The sequence below is a fragment of the Clostridium frigoris genome, assembly GCF_018861865.1.
In the GTDB taxonomy this organism is placed as follows: Bacteria; Bacillota; Clostridia; order Clostridiales; family Clostridiaceae; genus Clostridium_AD; species Clostridium_AD frigoris.
Genome location: NZ_JAHLDV010000027.1, coordinates 17,334 through 38,285, shown reverse-complemented (window position 1 = coordinate 38,285; position 20,952 = coordinate 17,334). Strand labels below are relative to the sequence as shown.

Here is a 20,952-nt window from a genome sequence, read left to right as displayed (position 1 = left end):
AGTCAACACTTGTTTATACATGTTGAAAAAAAGCCACATGTTGGATTTAATATCCAGCATGTGGCCTATTTTTATTTTGATTTATTTTAAAAAGCTACACAGACAATTTTATCTAAATTACTCTTAGAGCATTGTAAAAATTTCAAGAGCTCGTGAACAAATTGATAATCTAAGAGAGCAGATATTGCCAGCTACTTTTACCTATAATCCCATCAATTACTAATTTGTTGTTTTTCTGATATTTTTCAACACAGCTTTTAGTAACAGATCCATAAATGCCATCAATATTGGTTTCAACCCTATATTGGAGGTATCTTATAGCTAATTTATTTGTAGTGTTATTAATACTGCAAGTAGGCTTATTCATAATTATTTTAATTGCAGCTAGAGTAGTTGATCCACATATGCCATCTGAAGTAATGCCTACTATATTTTGAAACTTTTTAACAACACTAGTGGTAAGTATGCCACTTAAACCATCCATTACTAAAACATTATTATTAATATCTTTAATCTTCATTTTAATTAAGCAACTTTGAAAATATTTTATGTTTTCAGAATCATCACTGTTAGAATGTTTACTGATAGGTGCAGCATCATAAATATAAAGCTTGTTTTGCTCAATTATGTTTATAAGTTTTTTAGGGTACTCAGCATCGGTGCAGTAGCCTGAATTATAAACGTTTATGCAGGCTTCAGTGTAGGTTTTAGATGCTATTACTGACTTATACCTACTATAACTTAAAAGTTTTCCATGGTCTAGTAGGCTATCACCAATTGAGTTATATTTTCTAAACTTACATACCATAGGTGTGTTTATACCATTTATAAACTCATGAGTGTTAAATTCTTGGACTTCATATCCACAGTTTTTTGTCCATTTGATGCCGAAGATGTTGTTACATTTAACATGATTTAACCAGCCGGTTTCAAGTATAGCTTGAGCTATAGTTAAAGATGGGAATATGCTGTGTTTTTCATAGGAGAGTAAAGCTCCTGGCACCAGGCTTTCAATTATTTGAGTTTTGTTCATTAGTAATTCCTCCTTAGGGTTTTAACTTATATATATGGAGGAACTAGTTTTATTTGTTTTTCATTTTTCGATACATTTGTTCTAAAACAAACCAAATATTTGTTGCCTGTGGCTATCTTTGCTTTTTATGTCTCTGATTTAAGTGGCAATGGTAAATGTAATTTATACCATTACTGTTTTTATTGAAACTAAAATGGTCTAGAAAGCGTTTATAGTATGTGCCTTTTGTGAATGCAGTGGTAGTGAGTTAAATTAGTTTGGAGAGGGGTATATATAGTATAGTCAAGTTGTATGTAAATAATAGGAGGAATTTAAAAATGGTGTGTCCCAAGTGTGGTTCTGAAAATAAAGAAGAAAGTTTGTTCTGCAACAACTGTGGAGCAGAGTTATCACAGAATAATAAAAAACAAGGCAATCAATTAATAAATATTATAGTTAAAATAAAATCATTTAGTAATAAAAAGAAATCGATTATAGCATGTTCAGTTTTAGTAATAATAATTTGTATGGTCACTGGAATTATATATTTTAATAACCCTATATCTAAATTTAAAAGTGATATTAAAAATAATAAACAGGCAGAAGCAGTTAAAATTTATGATGATAAAATTAGAGGTAATTTCGATAGAGAAAATAATATAAACATATTTTTGAAGGATGAAATTACTAAAATAGAAAAATTATTTGTAAATGATGAAATAGATTATGTTAAAGTAAACAGTAAACTTAAGATAATAAAGGAGACCGGATTAGTATCTAGTGAGGTTAATAATTCAATTACTAAAACTAATAATCTTAACAATTCAAGAATTGCATTTGAAAAAGGAGAAGAATTCATAAAAAACAAAGATTTTATAAATGCAATAAAAGAGTATAAGAGTGTTATATCGGATGATAAAAATTATGAAAGTGCAAAAGTACAAATCAAAAATAATGAGAAACAATATAAGAATCAAGTATTAAAGAGTGTTGAAAATTTCGCCAATAATAAAGAGTACGAAAAAGTGGTAGGAGTATTGTCTGAAGCTATTACTATTTTACCTAATGATACAGATTTAACTGCTAAAACATCAGTATATGAAAAGTTAGAAGCTACTAAAGTAGAGGCTGAAAGAAAACAAAAGATGGAAGGATTTATACGAAAACAAGAAGTTGATGTACTTAGTTGTAATGTTGTTTCAGATTACTTTAACCTTAATGATGAAGCCAAAGTTATAGTTAAAAATAAAACTAATAAAGTTATAAAAAAATATAGCGTTGGAATTCTGATGTATGATAGTAATGGATATCCTCTTGAATCAGGAACGCTTGCAGGAGAAAATCAACTTTTTCAAGGGAAAGTAGATTCAGCAAATATTCAACCTGGTCAATCCTTTGGAGAAGATTATGTATGGAATTTGTATACAGATTATGGAACAATTAATAAAATAATTGCTTGTGTTATAGAGGTTGAATATTATGATGGAAGCAAATGGACAAATGATTATTATGATTATTGGAAGGAAGAGCATTTAGGAAAGCAGTTAAAATAGAAAACAATGGTATAAAGTTTATTCATGAATGCTCTCCAATTTTATCACGTAAAACCCACAACTAATTAAAATTAATTAGTTGTGGGTTTTCTTATGTCTTAAGATATGAAAAAACAGATTGAGTACAGTATCTAAACCAATATGTAGAAATGTCGTTGAATTAACAATTAAAGTAATAAATGGAAAAATAGTTAAATTTGTTATTGCAATTGGGATCAAAACGATTTACAATCAAATAATAAAAGAATATATTAAAAAGGAGAAAAAATATGAACAAAAAAATATTATTAATATCTACAAGTGAAAACAATATGAATGGACATCCAACTGGGTTATGGTTAGAGGAACTTGCAGAACCATACAATGTATTCAAAAAAGCGGATTAGAAGTAGACATAGCTTCAATTTTAGGTGGGAAAGTAGTGCTAGATAAAAATTCTATCCCAAATGGGATTCCGAGTGAACACGAAGTTGCCTACAAATTACTAGAGAATACACAATCTTTAGAGACTACCATGAAAAATTCTTATGATGCTATATTATTTTCAGGTGGTCATGGTCCTTTAATTGACTTTGTAAATAACAAAAACATAGAAAAATTAATTTTAGATACTTATAATAATGGGGATGTTGTAGCTGGTGTATGTCATGGCGTTGCAGCTTTTGCTAACATTAAAAATAAAGATGGAAAATATTTTGTAGATGGTAAAAGTTTAACTGCTTTTACTGATACTGAAGAAGAGCTTGCTGGTTTATCAGATAAAGTTCCTTTCGCAGTAGAGAGTAGATTAAGGCAGCAAGGAGCAATTATTGATAAAGGTGCAGATTTTACCGAGAAAGTAGTTGTAGACAAAAATTTTATAACTGGTCAAAATCCTCAATCAAGCCATAAAATAGCTGAGATAATTTTACAAAATTTAATTAATACCAAATAATACTATTTATTTTAATGCTATGTACACTCTCGGATTCAAATTTAATATATAATTAAAGTAATAAGAACTCGCTGTAAAGCGAGTTTCTTGTAAGAATAATTTACTACAGGGTATTTGATATTTTAAATGAAATAGTAATTGACAACACTCGATACTTATGTTAAAGTCAGTTTACAAACAAGTTCATACTCGAACGAATGAGGTGAGAAAATGCAAGATAAGTGTATTATTAGAAGGATTAATGATATTTGTAATATTTCTGATAAATATATTATAAAAAGAATAAATGAAGAAAGATTGCCAATTTTGCGGAACCATGTTCCACTATTTTATATTCTTTCAGGGGATGGAACTCCATTGCTTTTTAATGAAATAGCAAATATTTGGAAAATTTCTAAATCTTCTTTATCAGATATTATTGTAAAGTATGAGAATCAAGGATTAATAAAAAAGTGTAGTTGTTCTGAAGATAAAAGGAGTGTATACATAAGTTTAACTCCTGAAGCTAATCTTATTAAGAAAAAACTATATGAAATTGAAGATGAATTTTTAAATTTATTACAAAAGAATTTTGATAAAGATCAATGGAATACTTTTGAAAATGACATAGAAAAAGCTTTAAGCAACCTTGAAAGAATGCTGTAAAAGCTTTTTTCAATAGAGCATAGTTCGTACACGTACGTAACAATATAATTTATAGCATAAAAGATATTATTAAAATGAACAAAACCTTAAGAGTTATAAGAGTAAGGAAATGAATGTTTGTAAAAAAGCGATTTTAAAAAAAGGGGATTATAAAATGTTAAATTTTGATTATTCAATACAGACAGAAATATTTTTTGGAAAGGATAAAATAGATAAACTTGCAGAAAACGTAAAGAAGTATGGTTCTAAAGTTTTGCTTGTTTACGGTGGTGGTAGCATAAAGAAAAGTGGATTATATGGTAAAATTACAGATATATTTAACAAAAATAAAATAAATTTTTTCGAATTATCAGGTGTAGAGCCTAACCCAAGAATATCAAGCGTAAAAAAAGGAATTGAAATATGCAGAGAAAATAAAGTAGATCTTATACTTGCTGTAGGTGGAGGAAGTGTAATTGACTGCTCAAAGGTAATAGCAGCTGGATATTATTATGAGGGTGATGCATGGGACATTGTACTTGATCCAAGAAAAATAAATAAAGTTCTTCCAATTGCAACTATACTAACATTAGCGGCGACTGGTTCTGAAATGGATGCAGGAGCAGTAATTACAAATATAGAAACTAGTGAAAAAATAGCCACTGGTAATGAGGATATGGCACCTAAATTTTCAATATTAGACCCTACTTATACATTTTCAGTGCCTAAAAATCAAACAGCAGCAGGTACAGCTGATATAATGAGTCATATTTTTGAAGTGTACTTTAGTAATACAAATGAAGCTTTTATGCAAAATAGAATGGCGGAAGCACTTCTTAAAACTTGTATAAAATATGGAGAAATAGCAATGTCTGATCCTACAAATTATGAAGCAAGATCTAATTTAATGTGGGCTTCAAGTCTTGCTATAAATGGTTTGTTAAGTTACGGAAAAGAAACAGAGTGGAGTGTTCATGCAATGGAGCATGAGTTAAGTGCATTCTATGATATTACTCATGGAGTTGGACTTGCAATTTTAACACCACATTGGATGGAGTATGCACTAAATGATAATACAGTAAGTAAGTTTGTTGAATATGGAGTTAATGTTTGGGGACTTGATGCTAGCTCTGACAAATATGAAATAGCTCATAGTGCTATTAAAAAGACAAGAGAGCACTTTTTATCATTAGGAATACCTTCCACTTTAAGAGAAGTTGGAATTAAGGAAGAAAAACTAGAAGAAATGGCAAAACAAGCTACTATGCGCGGAAAACTTGGAAGCTTTAAACCTCTAGATTCACGAGATGTACTAAATATATATAAAGCTGCTTTCTAAAAAATGCTGAAATATTTATAATGAGCAAATAATAAAAAAGATATAGAAATAAGAGGGGGAAAAGAATATGAACTTAATTGAAATTTTAAACAAACGTTATTCTGTAAAGGAGTTTGATTCTACAAAGAAAATTTCTGATGAGGATTCCATCAAAATTAAGGCGCTTTTAAGACTTAGTGCATCTAGTGTTAATTGTCAACCATGGCATTTTGTAATTGCAAATACAGATGAAGGTAAAAAGCAAATTAGTAAAAGCACTCAAGGTTTTTTTAATTTTAATGAAGCTAAAGTGGTAGATGCACCTCAAGTTGTTGTATTTTGTTCAAGAATTGATATGGATGAAGAATATTTACTTCATGTATTAGAAAAAGAGGATGCTGATGGTCGTTTTACTGAGAAAGAATTTAAAAATAACCAACATATGGGACGTTCTAAATTTGTAAATATACATCGTGAGGATGAGAAAGATTTACAAGCGTGGATGGATAAACAAGTATATTTAAATATTGGTAGTTTTTTATTAGGGGTTGCAGCTCTTGGCATTGATGCTGTACCAATGGAAGGTTTTGATGCAAAAGTTTTAGATGAAGAGTTAGGTTTGCGTAAAAAAGGATATACAGCAATTACTATTGTCGGATTAGGTTATCGCAGTGATAATGATTTTAACGCTGAATTACCTAAATCTAGATTAAAAGAGGATGAAATCATTACTATCATCTAATAGATAAAGAATTTGCAATGTCTATCCTAAAAGAGATAGATTTAACTAATGTGATATCACATATTGAAACAGTTTTTTTAAAATAAATGAGTTATACAAAAGAGCCCACTGAGATTTTATCTTAGTTGGCTCTTTAATCATTTCAAAGCAAGCAGTCTGCTGACACATCCGATTTATGTAAACATTTGAGGCGTCATACATTTTTTAAAACAATTTCAAATAAGCTATAATTTTATATGAAAGCATAAGGTTAAAAACAGTTTCACTACAAGAGAGATCTATATCTACTAATTGAAAAATTTTTTTAATTCTATAACTCATTGTATTTCTATGAATAAATAGTTCGCTTGAAGATTTTAATAAATGTTGATTGTTTTTTAAATATATATAAAGTGTGTTGAATAAATCAGAGTTGTTTTTATTGTCATATTGCATAAGTTTAACTAAGGATGGATGGTAAAATTCACGGTAATCAATTTGATTACAGGTTAAAGAAATCAGGTCATAAAATTGAATATCGGAATATAAAGTACATGAATTTTCAGGAGCAATAACTTCTCCAATTTTTAATGCGCTTAAGCACTGCTTATAATATTTTTTAAATGACAACACGTCTGTAAAACATTTACTCATCCCAGCCTTTAGTGCATTATCTTTTAAAAATATTTTGAAATCATCAAATTTCTTTGTGGTAACATTAAATTTATCATAATCACAGATAATTATAACGCAGTCCTTATAATAAACAGTATTGCTTATAGGGAAATATAAGCTCAAATTATCATTTAAATAGTTATGATATTTTTTTATGAATTTATATTTTGAAATATCTATGGCAAATGAAGCAAGTGTCTCACTTAATATTATGTCCGCGCTTTTCATACGATCTTTTAACACTTTACTACTACTAATTTTGTCATTAAGCACATCGTAGATCAATTCTGAATAAGCCAAATTATCAGCATTTCTATAAAGATTATTTTTTTTCATTTCCTCACCAAAAATTTTGCTTGTTAACGATAAAAGATCCTTGTCTGCTATAGAATAAGATTTTCTACATGCAAGTAATATTATGGTACCAATATGCTTTCCATCAATAACAACTCTTGATAAAAGCGCAAGGCAGGTACTAGAATTAGTCATTACTTCAAATACATGATCTTCTTTAATAGATTTTTGTACACTTTTTAGTTTTTTTGCTCCTGCTATAAAGTCATAGGTACAGTATCTATTTTTTAAATTTTCTAGCCATAGAGGGTCTGTAATGTATTTAATATCTGAATGAGCAAGTACTTTATAGTTGGAATCTACAAAAATCAAAGGATTATTTAATAAAGATGCTGCAACCTCAATTATCCCATCAATTCCTTTTCCAGAAAAAGCTGATTTTAATAATACAGAAGTATTTTGATTTTCAATGGTATTCTCTTTAAATAAGTCACTTGTTTTATTAAATATTTCAAATATATCCTCAGAACTTTTTAGTTCAATTATATTCAGTCCATAGGAAGTCAAATTCGAAAAACACATTTTATTATCATTAATTAACACAAAAGTATTTTCTTTGAAGTTAGTTAGCAATTTTGCAAAAGTGGAAGTGTTTCCTACATAGATTGTATCTTTAAAAAAGACGCTTTGATTACTAGCAAGTAATTTTGCATCATTAAATAAAATGTTAGTTTCACCATTTAAGTGAATATTAATTGAATTTTTAAAAAACTGTTTGCTAATATTATTAAAGCTAACACTCATGATATTCACCTCATCACACAATCACATTATCGATAGTATAATGTGTATATGTTTTAATTGTACATCAATAATATTTATAAAACACTATCTTTCAACATTTACTTTGAACAAATGGGATTAAAAAAGATGATTTCTGTTGATTCAGAAATCATCTTCTTAATTTAGTATAGCTATATTTTTAAATTGATGTCCATCCACCATCAACAAATAAGGTTTGACCTGTTGTATAACTAGAAGCATCTGAAGCAAAGTAAATAGCTGCGCCATTTAATTCGCCTGGTTTTCCAAGTCTTCCAGCAGGACATATTGAATTATACATATTTAAAAAACTTTCATTACCTAATGATCTTTCAGTCATTTCAGTCTTGAAAAGGCTTGGTCCAATTGCATTAACAGTTATACCATACTGAGCAAATGTTGCGCCCATACCTCTTGTTAAATTAATTACTGCACCCTTCGAAGCATTATAAGCATGAAGCGGAGCAGATTTTCCTATACTACCAATTAATCCACAGATTGAAGCTGTGTTAATAATTTTGCCGTATTTTCTTTCTTTCATATGTTTTACAACGTGTTTTGACATTAAAAACATACCCTTAACGTTTGTATCTATAACTCTATCCCACTCTGCTTCTTCTATATTTTCTACTGAGCCTGACGAAGCTACTCCAGCATTATTAAGTAGTATATCTATTTTACCGAACTTATCTAAAATAGTAGTTACAGCACTCTTTACTTCTTCTTCTTTTGTAACGTCGCATTTTACAGCAAGTGATTTTCTGCCCATAGATTCAATTTCTTTAGCTAAAAGTTCAAGTCTATCATATCTTCTCGCAATTATTGCTACATCTGCACCTTGTGAAGCAAAAGCTTTAGCCATTTCCATACCTATTCCGCTAGAAGCTCCTGTTACAACTGCAACTTTACCTGTTAAATCAAATAAATTATTCATAATAAAAATCCTCCTTTTTTATATTATTTTACTAGAGTATCTTCCCACCAATCCCATTTTGAAGCTGAGTAAGGTAAAAATCCCATTGGGTCTACTTCTGCCAAAACTGAACCTCTTAACAGAACTTTAGTTCCTACAGTGTAATCACAACCTAACATCTTTACAACTTCTAATTCTGCCCATGGATCGTGTGGAGAGTCTTTTAAATTCATTTCGAAATTACCTGTCTTATGAACTTTGGTATCCTCAGTTACCCCTTGCTCTACAAGTAGTGGGTTTAAATCAAATCCATTGCCATCTGGTGATTTAGAATATTTGAAGTTGAATACAGGTAATCCATTTCCATAACTATCTTTAAGTATTTCTTGTCCATCTTTAGCATTAAATTTACCATCAAGATTTGCATTTATATTAAAGAAGTTTATTCCATTTCTAGATACACTTCCGTAAACGCTGTCTCCATCCTTCTTAAGTTCAATGTCTGCCATTTTCTTTGGAAAGCCATAAATTTCTCTTCCAAGTCCCATAGCCATGCCATCACTTATAGGCATTGCAAGGCAATAGGTCCCAAGTTTACCATTAAAATCAGCTAGCACCAATAAAGCTGCTTCCTTGTATGCTGGGCAAAAATTGGTTTTAGGATAATTAGCTACAAAAGCCTGTACCAAAGGTCTTTTAGCAGGTTTTAGTGGTGCTGGAAGTATACGCGCAATAATCTCAGGTTTTGTTTCCCAATAAACTGCTAGTGTTTCAGCATCGTAAAAAGTTGTAGGTTTACTACTGTATTTTTTTATATCTTTTGGATCTTTTATAAAACTATTCATTAATAGTACCTCCCTGTATTTTATATTTAGAAGCTGTTTTATTTCTCTTATATAACATCTCCATAAGTAACTATCAACAATATAACATATTAAGCCTTAAGTTTAATATATTAGAAAGACATAAAAATCAGTGTAATCATTGTGCGTAATGCACTATAGTATTAATTAATAATATAATTAATATGGGATTAAGTCGGAATATAAGGTACAATATAGAATAGATATAAGAGATAGTTAATTGAAATGTATAGATAAATTAGTTGTGTATTAAGTAAAATCGATGTAAGGGGCAGTGGAGAATGATGGATAGTTCAGAGAAAAAGAAAGTAATTAAGTTATTTGAATTTTTAAAACAATTTAATAATATAAAGAATCCAGTAATGGTGGATGTGAATAACCAACAATGGATAAAATGGATGGATAGTATTCCAGAACATGAAACAATAAAAAATAATATATATAATTTTAACTATGATAGTGAAACTCTATTTAGTATTGATAAACCAAAATTAAGAGAATGCCCTCTTCCACCAGAAGAAATTAAAGATTGGTTAGAAAAAGGCTGGAATGATATAAGTAAAGAAGCTCAAGTAAAGAAATACATAGAGAAAATCGAATATGAGCTAGATGCTGATAATAATGAAGAGAGTAAGCTTGTAACAATAAGTTTAGAAGAAGATAAGGATCGATTAGATCTACTTAATATATGGAAAGAATTAAGATCGAAATGGGCTCAGGAAGAGAGCATTGCAAGAAAAGCTGATGCTGTGTACAATGAATTGTACTCACTTTATTCAATTTTAAAGAAGGAAGCAGAAGCTTTAGAATTAGTTCTAGGTGATGGTATTTTAAGTTACTGCGGAAATAAAGAAATAAACCATCCGATATTATTGCAGACTGTAAATTTAGTGTTTGATGCAAATATACCACAGTTTAAAATTAATATATCGCAGGAAAGAGGACCAGAGCTATATAAGAGTATATTTAGTAATATAACCGAGTCTAATTATGAGCTATTATCAAGCATATATGAAGAGTTTGAAACTAGTCAATTTACACCTTATGAGATCTCTGAAAGCAATTCATTTTTAACTAGACTTTCACATGCACTAGCATCAGACGGAAAATTTTTAGAAAATTTAGAGGAATATGAAAAGGCAAGAAATTATCCGCAAATTTATAGGAGACCTGTATTGTTTGCACGGAAAAGAAACCTTGGGTTTGCTGTAGCTATAGATTCAATAATAGAAGACATTGGTAATGCAGAATTAGTACCAGGTTTTTTATGTGATATAGTTGGAATTGAAAATGATAATCTAAAGGTACAAGAGCAAAGTAACAAGCCTGAAAATAATTTTTTAAGTGTGAATGGAATAGATGAAGATATTTTATTAACAAAGCCAGCTAATGCAGAACAATTAGCAGTAGCAAAGCACCTAGAGAGAAATGGAGCAGTTTTAGTTCAAGGACCTCCAGGTACAGGAAAAACTCATACAATTGCTAATATGGTGGGTCACTTATTATCACAAGGCAAGAGTATATTAATTACCAGTTACAGTGAAAAGGCTTTATCCGTTTTAAAGGAAAAGGTGGTAGAGGAGCTACAATCATTATGTCTAAGTTTATTAGCTACTACAGAAGGTAGACGTGAAATGGAGAATAGCTTAGATGTTATTAATGAAAATAGGTCTACATTAGAACCCAGCGATTTAAAATTGAAGGTTGATAGTTTAGGAAAAGAAAGAAAAGAAATTATTGATAAATTAAATAATCTTAAGATGGATTTGAAGAATGCAAGAATTAACGAATATAGAGCGATTATTGTTTCTGGGGAAGAATATAAACCAATTGACGCTGCAAAGTATATTAATAAGCATAGAAGTGATGCAGCTTGGATGCCTACCCCTATAATTTTAGGTAAAAGTTTATCATTAAGTTGCGAGGAAATTAGCGAGGTATATTCTAGCAACATTAAAATAAACTTAGAAGAGGAAAAAGAATACGATAATAAATTGCCTAATCTAAGTGAATTAATAACGCCAATTGAATTTAATGAAATAATAAGTCAGAAGAATACTTTTAGCAGTGAAAAATTATCAAGTGGCCTAGAATACTGGAATAGTGAAGTAGCGGTTAAATATACGATATCTCAGCTTAACGCCACTCGGGACAGAATAAATGGAGCATTAGTGAGTATAGATATAAATACTCCTTGGGTATTAGAAACTATTCAGTCGGCTAAAGAAGACACCTTAAAAAATAGTTGGAGTTTATTAATAGATGAAATTAACGTAACTTACAAACTATCTATTGATTGCTCAGAAAGTATACTAACATATAATCCTCAGTTTATTGATATAGAGCTCGGTAGTGATGTAGATATTCTATTAAAATCTATAATTGAGAAACTTGAAAATGGTGGAAAGATTACAAGGGTAAATTTATTTTTGAATAAGCCATTAAAGAATTTTATAAATGCTTGTAGAGTGAATGGTAATGTTCCGACTAAAACGAATGAATTTAAAGCATTAAATAATTATCGTAGGTTAATTGTGGCAAGGGGAAAATTGAAGAATAGATGGAATAGACAAATTGCAGTTTTAGGTGCAGAGCAAGTTGATGATATGGGAGATAATTTTGAGTTAACCTGCAAAAAATATTGCTTAATAATTGAAGACAATATAAATTGGTATGAAAAAAAATGGAATCCAATAATTAAGGATATAGATTCATGTGGTATAAAACTTGAGAGATTAAAAAGTAAACCTGATCTGTCTAGTAATAAATTTAGTAATCTTAGACATATAAAGTTAGACCTTGGTAAAAAATTAATAGAAATTATAGAGGCACAAATATATAGAATACAATACAATGAAATAAACAATAATAAAAAGAAAATTGAGAATGTCGTTAATGAATTTTCTAAAAATTATAATAGTAAAATAATTAATGGATTACAAACAGCTGTAATAAATGAAGATGTAGATTTATACAACGAGTGTTATGAGTCGATAAAAGCAATAAAGGAACTCGGCAAGTATATTGAAAGAAGAAGGGAGTTATTACATAAACTAGCGATAACTGCGCCTGCCTTTGCACATGAAATTACAGAAAGACAAGGTGAATTTGGAAAAGCCAAAGCTCCGACTAATATTAAAGAGGCTTGGCTATATTGTCAATTTGTAGAAGAGATTAACTATAGAAATAAAATGTCTATAGATGAGGTTCAGCAGAGCATAGCTTTTTTAGAAGAATCATTTAAAAATAATACAGCAGAGTTAGCATTTAACAAAGCATGGTTATATAAATTGGATGAATTCAACAATAATAAAAAACAAATACAAGCAATTGAGGGTTGGAGACAATTAATAAGAAAGATAGGTGCGGGAAAAGGTAAAAATACCGAGAGATTAAAAGCAGAAGCAAGGAAGCTAATGCCCCAGTGCCAGAGTGCAGTTCCAGTTTGGATTATGCCATTAAACAAAGTGGTAGAAAACTTTAATCCAAAGGAAAATAAATTTGATGTTGTTATTATAGATGAAGCAAGTCAGGCTGATGTTATGGCATTAGTTGCGCTATATTTAGGTAAACAAGTAATTATAGTTGGTGATAATGAACAGGTTAGCCCACTGGCTATTGGAGAAAAGACTGAAGAAATGGAAAGACTGGTCAAAGAATATTTATATGACATGCCCAATCATTTCCTATACTCAGGTAAATTTTCAATATATGATCTTGCACAAGCATCAGGATATCAACCAGTTAGATTAAAGGAACATTTTAGATGTGTACCAGAAATTATTGAGTATTCTAATATTTTATCTTACAATGGTCAAATAAAAGCACTTAGGGAAACTAGCGAGGTTAAAACAAAACCACCAATAATAACATATAGAGTTCGGGATGCTATATCTGATAAGAAAACAAATCAAAAAGAGATTGAAGCGGTAGTATCTTTAATATTAGCTTGCTGTGAAAATGAAGAGTATAAAGGTAAAACATTTGGAGTAATAACTTTAAGAGGAGAAAAGCAAGCAACACTTATAGATAGGTTATTGCAGAGTAAAATGGCACCAATTGAGTACGATAAAAGAGATATATTATGCGGTAATCCAGCAAATTTTCAAGGCGATGAGCGAGATATTATTTTTTTATCAATGGTTGATGCAAATGCTGGTGAAGGCCCTATGAGATTAAACTCATATGGAACTGATAATTTGTATAAAAAAAGATATAATGTTGCAGTAAGTCGTGCGAAAGATCAGCTTTGGCTTGTTTATTCTATGGATTCAGATAATGATTTAAAGAGTGGTGATATTAGAAAAGGGTTAATCGAATATTGCAAAGATTATAAATCAAGACAAATTGACTTTGAAAAAAATGTATTAAAGGCAGAATCAGAGTTTGAAAAGAGAGTGATGAAATATCTTATTGAAAGAGGATATAATATTTCACCACAATGGGAAGTTGGTTCGTTTAGAATAGATATGGTTGCCATTTATAAAAATAAAAAAGTAGCAATTGAATGTGATGGTGAACAGTGGCATGGTGAAGATAAATTAGAAGAGGATATGAATCGTCAAGGAATTCTTGAAAGGCTTGGATGGCGGTTTATTAGGATTCGTGGGAGTGAATTCTTTAGCGGCGAAGATGCTACCATGGAGAATGTAATTCGTAAATTGAATGATCTTGAAATATACCCTAATGAAAAATTAGATGAATTAACCCAGGAGAAATGTGGACTTAAGGAAAGAATTATTGTTAGGGCAGATGAGATAAGAGATTTGTGGATATGTGATGTTACGCAGTGATAAAAATTTAGTAAATTAGAATTTATTTGTATTGTTCCAGAAGAAGGAGAAAAATAGAAAGTACTATCAGAATGCCTATGCTTTGCTTGATGTAATATATGGTGAAAACCAGCCATGTGATGGAATAAATATCCATTACATGGCTTTTAATTTTAGATTTAATGTTACGTAGTAAGAGCAAGCAATATCTATTGTGTAAGCTTAATTATTATATCTTTATATTGTGGGTACTTATTTAAAAGAGCAGCTCTTTCAAATATTTCAAAGTCTTTAAAGTCAAACCCAGGGCATACCATACAGCCAACAAGAGAGTAACCTGAGTTATTCATAGCAGAACCAAAGATATAATTTTTAGGTACTAGAAATTGTGGAACTTCTCCATTTTTTATATTAAGACCTAGTTGCCTAGTAACAAGTTCTCCCTTTGGACTTATCATATATATTGAAAGAGGAGAACCTGAATGATAGTACCACATTTCATCTGATTTTAATCTATGAAAACTTGAAATTTCTCCATCTCTTAATAAAAAATAAATACTAGTCCAAAGTATTCTTTCACCATCAAATTTTGTTCTTAATTCATTTGAACTAATGTTTTCAGAAGAGTCAAAGCTACTTTTGAAAAAACCACCTTCAGGATGAGGCTGCATATTTAATGTGTCAATAAAGTATTGTGATGAGTACATAATTTGTCTCCTTCTCATAAAAATATATTGTCTATGAATTATAATTGTTTAAATATAAATAATGCATATATTGTATCATATTAATTTATTTGAATCAATTAGTAAGCAATACATAACAAACAAAACTAGAATTAAATATGTGTTTTACTACCTAATGTAGAAGAAAGATTCAGCAGTTTATCAAGTATGTATGTAAGGACATAGAAATTGACTTCATTAAGAAGTTGTTCTAAATGTTTATTAGATGGGGGCAGTTATATTTATAATATTGTACAGCATATTCCAATTGTGGTATATTTATATTAATTAATTCTTACATGCGAGAGGGGATAAATATGAATAAATCAAATATTATAATAACAATCGATCGTCAGAGTGGAAGCGGTGGAAAAGAAATTGGTGAAAGACTAAGTGAAAAGTTGAAATTTTCATATTATGATGATGAGATAGTGAGAGAAGCAGCAAAAAACTTGAAGACTTCTGTTGAAGAGCTGGAATCATATGATGAGAAGCAAGATGGCATATGGAAAAATATATTGTCATATTCTGAACATGGTAACCTTGCATCTTTTTCAGACGTAGAAATAATTACAGATGATAAAGCACATAAAGCAGAGTCAAATGTTATTATAAAAGTTGCTAATGAAAAGTCAGCAGTAGTAATAGGAAGAGCAGCATCTTATATTCTTCGCAACCATCCTAGACATGTAAGCATTTTTTTGCATGCTGATGTGGATTATCGTAAAAAACGCACTCGGGAATCGTATAATATATCAGGAGATGAAGCACAATACTTAAACGAAAAAATTGATAAGCAAAGATTAAAATATTACAAGGTGTTTACAGAAACAGATATGTACAATGCGTGCAGGTATGATTTGTCAATAAATACAAGTGGATTGGGAATGGAAAAAAGTGAAGCCTTAATAATGGAGTATCTGAAAGAAAGGTTTGGCGATGAATTATTAAAAGCCAAATAATGTAGTTTAAAAAAGAAGGTTATTTTAACCTTCTTTTTTAGTGAATTAAATATTTACAGCCTTTTTTTTATCTTATAAGCAATATACAATATTATAACCCAAGCCGGACACAAATATAAAGCATATACAAAATCAGGTAAAAAAGCCATAAGTACTACAATCATAGCCATAAAGGCTATACAAATATAGTTTGAATAAGGGAAGAATGGAAGCTTAAATTCAAGTTTTTGGGCTTCGATAGGACCAATTTTATTTCTGAATTTAATTTGAGTAACCATTATCATTGTCCAGTTGAGTATTCCTGCGATAGTTGCAATTGATATTAAATATAGAAATACCTTACCTGGTACTAGAAAATTTAATATAACTGCTATTGCTGTAAATAATGAGGAAACAAGTATTCCTACATATGGAGTACCTCGTTTGCTTACTCTTGCTAGCATTTTTGGAGCATTTCCCTGAAGCGCGAGACTGTAAAGCATACGACCATTACTGTATAGGCCGCTGTTATAAGCTGAAAGTGCAGCTGTTAAAACTACAAAATTTAAAATTGTAGCAGCACTTGATATACCCATTTTAGAAAAAATCAATACGAATGGGCTGCCTTGTGTACCTACCATATTCCAAGGGTAAAGACACATCAAAATCAATAATGCGCCTACATAGAATATAAGTATTCTATATACAACTTGATTTATTGCCTTAGGTATAGTAATCGACGGATTATCAGCCTCTCCAGCAGTGATGCCTATTAGTTCAACTCCACCAAAAGAAAATACAACAACTACTAGTGAAGTGAGAACACCCCAGATTCCATTTGGCATGAATCCTCCATGTGTCCAAAGATTACTTATGCCAGTAGCTGCTCCATGATTTCCTATTCCAAACAATACAATAAATATACCAAAAACAATCATTAAAATAATTGCTGCAACTTTAATAATTGTAAACCAAAATTCAATTTCACCATATGCGCGAACACTTGCAACATTAATTAATGTAATTACTACTAAAAAGATAGCACTTGAAAGCCATATTGGTATGTTTGGAAACCAATAATTTACATAGATACCAACCACCGACAATTCAGCCATGCTTACAACTATATAATTAAACCAATAGTTCCAACCTGAAAAAAATCCTGCGAATTCTCCCCAATATTCATTTGCATAATAACTAAATGAACCAGATACAGGATTATGAACAGACATTTCTCCAAGTCCACGCATAATCAAGTAAATGATAATTCCGCCAATAACATAAGCTAGTGAAATTGCTGGTCCAGCCATTTTAATAGTAGTACCAGACCCGTAGAAAAGGCCGGTTCCGATAGCACCTCCGAGTGCAATCATTTGAATATGTCTGTTTTTTAAATTTCTATTTAGTTTGCCTGGATTTAACTCTTTATCAGTGGTACTCATAATATATTCTCCTTAATAAAGTTTATTTTAAAATTCTCATCCTCTTGTATATTTAAAATAGAGAAAGACTATTTCCTATTATACTCTAAAAATGAAATCACAGTAAAGTTTGTAATATACATTGCAATACATAGTAAAGGTGTTTATACTTGGAATATACTATGTATTACATAGTAATTATAGGCGGTGATAAAATGGGAAATAACACTCAAGTATTAAAAGGTATTTTAGAAGGGTGTATTTTAAGTATAATTTCTAAAGAAGAAACTTATGGGTATGGATTATTAATTAAGTTAAAAAATAACGGATTTAAAGATATGGTAGAAGGAACAGTATATCCACTTTTATTGCGATTAGAAAAAAAAGAGTTAATAATATCAGAAAAACGAAAAGAGCAAAATGGAATGACTAGAAAATATTTTAATGTAACTGAGGAGGGTATAAAAGAACTTAATAATTTTAAGGTATATTGGGACGCATTGTATGTAAATGTGAATAAAATTCTAGAGGAGTGATAAAGGTGAAAGATCCTATCTTTAATAACAAATTAACTGGAGATTACTTAATAACTCATTTTGATATTATGAGTTATCTGCAAAGTTGTAATATTTCTCCTGAAAATAAGTTTTCGATTGAGGTAGATGATGATATGAAGGACATGTTACTATCTGCACAAGAGAATGGAACACCTATTAGCGACATAGTTGGAAATGATATTAAAAGCTTTTGTGAAGATATAGTAAAATCCTATAATAATAAGAGCGTTAAATTGTTATATGTTTTAAAAAAAATGAACATAGATTTATGTTTTTTACTTATAATAACTTTTTTATTTGAAGCATTTGGATTAGAGGTTGAATCAAGCACTATCGTAACAGTGCTACTTACATGGTTTCTTTATAAATACATATTAAATTTCTTTTACAAAAAGTTGTGTTTGAAATTTAAAGGCTTAAAAAATAAGATTATATGTATACTTTTAATAGTCTCAGGATCCATGTTATGTTTATTTCCAATAGAACTTATAATAATAAAATATTGTAATTTACAGCTTAATGGATATTACGTGGCAATTATATGTGTATTTTTCATTTTAATAAATCATATTATATGTAAAAGATTAGATAATAAGTTTAAATGGTATAATTATTTTGTATAATGTTAGGTGATAATACAGATAAAATTAATAGAAGGTGGTTATTTTTATGAAAATACTAGTAGTAGATGATGAGAAAAGTATAGTTAATTTAATTAGGATGAATTTGAAACTTGAGGGATATGAAGTGATTATAAGTATGACAGGGACGGATGCTGTTGATAAATTTAAGAGAGAAAAACCAGAATTGGTTATATTAGATATTATGCTGCCAGATATAAGTGGACATGAAATTATACAAAAATTTCAGCAAATAGATAGTGACATTCCAGTGATAATGCTTACTGCAAAGTGCCAAATAAATGATAAGCTTTTAGGTCTTCAGTTGGGTGCAGATGATTATATAACAAAACCATTTAATAGCACAGAGCTTATTTTAAGAATAAAGGCCATAACAAAAAGAATTAAGAAAAAAGAAATAAAAGCTAAAAAAAATGAGATAAATATAAAGGCTATAAGAATTTTAAAGGATGAAAGAAAGGTATTTGTAGATGGAAAAGAAGTTGTGACTACTTATAAGGAGTTTGATATCTTGCTACTAATGATGGAAAATCACAATAAGGTTTTTACAAGAGAAGAGCTTTTAGATAGGGTTTGGGGATATGAGTACGAAGGTAATACTAGAGCTGTAGATATTTTAATACAAAGGCTGAGAAAAAAAATAAGCCCATATTCAGAGAACTTAAATACTTTGTATGGGGTAGGCTATAGACTAGAATTGTAAAAAAAATATTTTAAGGATGTGTTTTAGTGAAAAAAGTAAAATTAAAGATAAAAACTAAGATTATGCTTATGAACATGGGTATACTAATTCCTGCTATAACTTTTATGTATATAATAATTATCAATAATCTATATAGTAATGTTATAAAAAGTGCCATTGACTTCTTAACACAGGAAAGTTATAGTGCTCAGTTATATATAGCAAACTATATTAAAAAAGATAATAAAACAGATGTGGAAACTAACTTTCTTAATAAAGCACCCCTTATTAACACATTTCTATCTAATAAATTAAATTTTAGAATACAAACATATGATAAGAATGGAAATATTTTAGCAGATTCAGTTATGAACAGCGTTAATCTTTATGATGAGGATATAACTAATTCTTTAAGGGGTGATAAAGCTTATGTAGTAAAAAATATTGATGGAAACATCTATGTGTTATTCTCAAGCCCTATATATTTAAAAGATAGAACACTGGGATGCGTAAGATATATTTATCCAGTAGATAGTGGACAAAAAATCATAAAGAATATGTTTATAATTATGGGAATTATAGCATCAATATCAGTTTTAATATCCTGGTTATTGAGTAATCTTTTTTCGGAGAACATAGCAGGACCTATAAAAAAGTTAAAGGTTATATCGCAAAAGGTTGCATCAGGAAAATATGACAGTAAAATAGAGATTAAAAGTGGAGATGAGATAGAAGACTTAGCTGAGACTTTTAATGTGATGTCTGAAAGTATAAGAGCTTCTATAGAAAGTTTAAAGAAAGAGAAGCAAAAGCAAAAGGACTTTTTAGATAATGTTACTCATGAATTTAAGACACCATTAACAGCTATAATAGGATATTCAGAATTAATACCTAGACTTCAGGATAAGGAAGACATAGATGAAAGTTTAGCTTATATAAAAGAGGAAGGAGAAAGGCTGTTAAGGTTAGTAGAGGAGCTTCTGGACATGTCAAAGCTTGACAAGACTGAATTTAATGTGGATAGGAATAACAATAATTTAAATGAAGTTATAGAAGAAACTTTAAATATTATACAACTAAGATTAAATAAATATGATATAGAGATAATAAAAGATTTATTTGATGTAAAAATTTTTATAGATAGGGACAAAACTAAACAAGTGATTTTGAATGTTTTAGATAATGCTATAAAGTATAGCGAATGTACTAGTATTATTATAAAAATGGAAGATAAAGAAAATGCCATAATATTATCTGTAATCGATAATGGAATAGGAATAGAAGAACAGTATTTACATAAGATTTTTGAACCTATTTATAGGGTTAGTAAAGAAAATTCTAAAAGTGAAAATGGAAATGGTTTAGGTCTTTCTATATGTAAGGAAATAATGAAGAAACAAGACGGAAACATAGAAATCTATAGTGAAATTAAAAAGTATACATCAGTAAAAATAATTTTTAAAAAGTAAATTATATCAATGAAA

17 protein-coding genes are annotated in these 20,952 nt (G+C 29.5%); 11 read left to right on the top strand and 6 right to left on the bottom strand.

Translation table 11 applies throughout. The annotated features are described in order from the left end of the window. Positions 1-169 precede the first annotated feature (169 nt). Entirely contained in the window at positions 170-1,033 is an 864-nt protein-coding gene (locus KPL37_RS12030) for a glucosaminidase domain-containing protein (RefSeq protein WP_216149673.1), read from the bottom strand. Positions 1,034-1,350: 317 nt separating this feature from the next. On the opposite strand from KPL37_RS12030, the gene KPL37_RS12025 reads away from it, so the two are divergent. The 5 genes from KPL37_RS12025 (at position 1,351) to nfsB (ending at position 6,183) form a co-directional block, all read left to right on the top strand. Further along, complete coding sequence (locus KPL37_RS12025; protein WP_216149671.1) at positions 1,351-2,565, top strand: DUF5780 domain-containing protein; 1,215 nt, start codon at positions 1,351-1,353, stop codon at positions 2,563-2,565. A gap of 334 nt (positions 2,566-2,899) precedes the next feature. Next, positions 2,900-3,499, top strand: coding sequence for a type 1 glutamine amidotransferase domain-containing protein (locus KPL37_RS12020; protein ID WP_216149669.1), 600 nt, complete (start codon positions 2,900-2,902; stop codon positions 3,497-3,499). Positions 3,500-3,709: 210 nt separating this feature from the next. Further along, the gene (locus KPL37_RS12015; protein ID WP_216149667.1) at positions 3,710-4,144 is read left to right on the top strand and encodes a MarR family transcriptional regulator; all 435 of its coding nucleotides are present in this window, start codon (positions 3,710-3,712) and stop codon (positions 4,142-4,144) included. A gap of 154 nt (positions 4,145-4,298) precedes the next feature. Beyond that, positions 4,299-5,462 carry an iron-containing alcohol dehydrogenase gene (locus KPL37_RS12010; protein WP_216149665.1) on the top strand — a complete coding sequence of 388 codons (1,164 nt, stop codon included), beginning with the start codon at positions 4,299-4,301 and terminating at the stop codon, positions 5,460-5,462. A gap of 67 nt (positions 5,463-5,529) precedes the next feature. Beyond that, the gene (gene nfsB, locus KPL37_RS12005; protein WP_216149649.1) at positions 5,530-6,183 is read left to right on the top strand and encodes an oxygen-insensitive NAD(P)H nitroreductase; all 654 of its coding nucleotides are present in this window, start codon (positions 5,530-5,532) and stop codon (positions 6,181-6,183) included. A 204-nt stretch (positions 6,184-6,387) separates the two neighbouring features. Here the strand turns inward: nfsB and KPL37_RS12000 are convergent, their stop codons facing one another. From KPL37_RS12000 to KPL37_RS11990, 3 genes are all read right to left on the bottom strand, one after another. Next, a complete protein-coding gene (locus tag KPL37_RS12000; RefSeq protein ID WP_216149647.1) occupies positions 6,388-7,935 on the bottom strand; it encodes a PucR family transcriptional regulator in 1,548 nt (515 codons plus the stop codon). A gap of 178 nt (positions 7,936-8,113) precedes the next feature. Further along, entirely contained in the window at positions 8,114-8,887 is a 774-nt protein-coding gene (locus tag KPL37_RS11995; RefSeq protein ID WP_216149645.1) for an SDR family NAD(P)-dependent oxidoreductase, read from the bottom strand. 23 nt (positions 8,888-8,910) lie between these two features. Further along, complete coding sequence (locus tag KPL37_RS11990) at positions 8,911-9,711, bottom strand: acetoacetate decarboxylase family protein (protein ID WP_216149643.1); 801 nt, start codon at positions 9,709-9,711, stop codon at positions 8,911-8,913. A gap of 299 nt (positions 9,712-10,010) precedes the next feature. Here KPL37_RS11990 and KPL37_RS11985 point away from each other — a divergent pair, with 299 nt between their 5' ends. Continuing rightward, on the top strand, positions 10,011-14,522 hold the full coding sequence (locus tag KPL37_RS11985; protein ID WP_216149641.1) for an AAA domain-containing protein: 4,512 nt from the start codon (positions 10,011-10,013) through the stop codon (positions 14,520-14,522). A 188-nt stretch (positions 14,523-14,710) separates the two neighbouring features. Here KPL37_RS11985 and KPL37_RS11980 read toward each other — a convergent pair whose 3' ends face one another. Beyond that, the gene (locus KPL37_RS11980) at positions 14,711-15,208 is read right to left on the bottom strand and encodes a cupin domain-containing protein (RefSeq protein ID WP_216149639.1); all 498 of its coding nucleotides are present in this window, start codon (positions 15,206-15,208) and stop codon (positions 14,711-14,713) included. A 335-nt stretch (positions 15,209-15,543) separates the two neighbouring features. Here KPL37_RS11980 and KPL37_RS11975 point away from each other — a divergent pair, with 335 nt between their 5' ends. Continuing rightward, positions 15,544-16,188 (top strand): cytidylate kinase-like family protein, encoded by a 645-nt coding sequence (locus KPL37_RS11975; protein ID WP_216149637.1) that lies wholly within the window; start codon positions 15,544-15,546, stop codon positions 16,186-16,188. A gap of 53 nt (positions 16,189-16,241) precedes the next feature. On the opposite strand, the gene KPL37_RS11970 is transcribed toward KPL37_RS11975, so the two are convergent. After that, a complete protein-coding gene (locus KPL37_RS11970; RefSeq protein WP_216149635.1) occupies positions 16,242-17,609 on the bottom strand; it encodes an amino acid permease in 1,368 nt (455 codons plus the stop codon). 161 nt (positions 17,610-17,770) lie between these two features. Here KPL37_RS11970 and KPL37_RS11965 point away from each other — a divergent pair, with 161 nt between their 5' ends. The 4 genes from KPL37_RS11965 to KPL37_RS11950 are packed head-to-tail and all read left to right on the top strand — an operon-like array spanning position 17,771 to position 20,937. Then, positions 17,771-18,124, top strand: a complete 354-nt coding sequence (locus tag KPL37_RS11965; protein WP_246578253.1) for a PadR family transcriptional regulator — start codon at positions 17,771-17,773, stop codon at positions 18,122-18,124. A 5-nt stretch (positions 18,125-18,129) separates the two neighbouring features. Then, entirely contained in the window at positions 18,130-18,768 is a 639-nt protein-coding gene (locus KPL37_RS11960) for a DUF1129 family protein (protein WP_216149633.1), read from the top strand. Positions 18,769-18,814: 46 nt separating this feature from the next. Next, positions 18,815-19,489, top strand: a complete 675-nt coding sequence (locus tag KPL37_RS11955; protein WP_216149631.1) for a response regulator transcription factor — start codon at positions 18,815-18,817, stop codon at positions 19,487-19,489. Between the two features lie 26 nt (positions 19,490-19,515). Beyond that, a complete protein-coding gene (locus tag KPL37_RS11950) occupies positions 19,516-20,937 on the top strand; it encodes a sensor histidine kinase (RefSeq protein WP_484793063.1) in 1,422 nt (473 codons plus the stop codon). Positions 20,938-20,952 lie beyond the last annotated feature (15 nt).